Here is a 1684-nt window from a genome sequence, read left to right as displayed (position 1 = left end):
GCCCTGCTCGAAGGGGCGACCCAACAGGATGTGGATCTGCGCATCCAGAGCTACCTCGATCAGCACGACGATCCGCGCCTGGCGGAGATCGTCAACAACCTCGCAAACGCCTGCCTCAACCGGGCGGCCGGCAAGGGAGAGGCGGTGCATGGCTGACGAAGTTTTCTTCTATCGCCTGTCGCGCAAGTTCGTCGACGAGCAGTTCGACGTCCCCGAGGAAGCCAAAGAGGTGATGTACTACAGCCTCGCCATCGGCCACCACCTCGGCATCGTCGATTGCCTGCGAGCAGACCTGGCCTGCTCGCTGACCGGTTATCGCGACTGGGTAGCCAAGCTGCCAGAGGGGAGCGAAGCGCGCCGCAAGATGGAGGGATTTCTCACCTTTGGCGAGATCACCATCTATCGCGAACACTGCCATATGCTGGCCTGCGCCTTCGACCGGCTGCGCAAAGCCGACAATGTGCTCGCTGAGCAGGAGCTGGGCTGGACCAACACCTTTATGGATCAGCTCACCGCCCTCTATAACGACCCCCATATGTACCTGATGGTAAGGAGCCGCTGATGGGCTGCAATCTCGTGTTGACCGTGGGCAATGCCATGATGGGGGACGACGGTGCCGGCCCTTATCTCGCCGACAAGCTGCAAACGGCCCCCCTGCCCGGCTGGATCCATATCGACGGCGGCATCGCGCCGGAAAATGTGGTCTACAAGGTGCGGGAGCTGCAACCGGAGCGGGTGGTGCTGGTGGATGCCGCCGAGATCGGCGAGAAGGCGGGTACCCTGCAGGTGATCCCCCCCGAGACTATCGCCGAAATGTTTATCTTCTCGACCCACAATATGCCGCTCAATTTCCTGATCGACGAGCTCAAGACCTTTGTCCCCGAGGTGATTTTTGTCGGGGTACAGCCGGCCATCGTTGCGTTCTCCTTCCCGATGACCGAGATGGTGAGTGAGGCGATGGATTATCTTTATCAGCATCTTGATGCCGCCAAAGATACCAGCTTGTTAATAGAACGACTGGACCAGTGGAATATTACCAACGCCGAGCGATAACTATTTATAGAGTTGTTAACGACCGTTATTGACCGACGGTTACAGCAATGTGATCACGGCCCGATGTTAAATTAAAAACATCGGGCTAATTGTGCGGAACTTGATATAAAACAAGGTTCTTTGGATTTTTCAAAAAATCGCTAACTCTCGCTTTTTTATCACAAAAAAAGCGTTGCCAGTCACAGAAATTTGCCACAAAATGGCGGCCATTACGGAAGTTGATGGGGTCTGGTGGCCTCCTCGGTCTTCAAAACCGATGTGAGCCGAGAAGGCTTTGGCAGGTTCGATTCCTGCCTCTTCCGCCAATTTTATATATTGAATAAATGCCATCTTGCTGAGCTTTATCGGCCTGTATGCTATTTTTAATCGCTTGTTCAATATGTTTTAAAGAATACCTTAGTAAAGGTGCTTGCCGCTTGCCAATATAATCCGAACACAGGTTATCTCGCTGGCCAAAAATTAATTTATCCGCATCAATGAAGCATTCATTTATACCCGCTCATTTATGCAAAATGTTTGCAGCAATCCGCAAACCGCCAGCAGTGCCATAACCCGTCAGCTCGGCCTCTCTATCGGCAAACCGGTGTGCATATCAAACCCACGCACTGCCCTGGTAATCCCATGCCGAACC

General features: G+C 53.4%; 2 protein-coding genes, 1 tRNA gene and 1 pseudogene. All 4 read left to right on the top strand.

All coding sequences use genetic code 11. The features are described 5' to 3' along the window. Positions 1-156: pseudogene (locus LD28_RS0112845) on the top strand (hydrogenase); the annotation flags it as partial. Next, the gene (locus LD28_RS0112840) at positions 149-562 is read left to right on the top strand and encodes a formate hydrogenlyase maturation HycH family protein (protein WP_033137359.1); all 414 of its coding nucleotides are present in this window, start codon (positions 149-151) and stop codon (positions 560-562) included. The pseudogene LD28_RS0112845 and the gene LD28_RS0112840, both read left to right, overlap by 8 nt. Beyond that, the gene (gene hycI / locus LD28_RS0112835) at positions 562-1053 is read left to right on the top strand and encodes a hydrogenase maturation peptidase HycI (protein ID WP_033137358.1); all 492 of its coding nucleotides are present in this window, start codon (positions 562-564) and stop codon (positions 1051-1053) included. The genes LD28_RS0112840 and hycI overlap by 1 nt, the downstream gene beginning before the upstream one ends. Positions 1054-1266: 213 nt before the next feature. After that, a tRNA-Sec gene (locus tag LD28_RS23085) sits at positions 1267-1358 on the top strand. Positions 1359-1684: the final 326 nt, after the last annotated feature.

The sequence above is a fragment of the Aeromonas finlandensis genome (assembly GCF_000764645.1).
Lineage (GTDB): Bacteria > Pseudomonadota > Gammaproteobacteria > Enterobacterales > Aeromonadaceae > Aeromonas > Aeromonas finlandensis.
Note: the sequence above shows the minus strand (reverse complement) of the source record. Positions and strands in the feature narration are given on the sequence as shown.

What these genes read in the sequence shown, in the direction of transcription:
- LD28_RS0112840 (WP_033137359.1), top strand. Translation starts at nt 149, where the DNA reads ATGGCTGACGAAGTTTTCTTCTATCGCCTGTCGCGCAAGTTCGTCGAC.
- hycI (WP_033137358.1), top strand. Translation starts at nt 562, where the DNA reads ATGGGCTGCAATCTCGTGTTGACCGTGGGCAATGCCATGATGGGGGAC.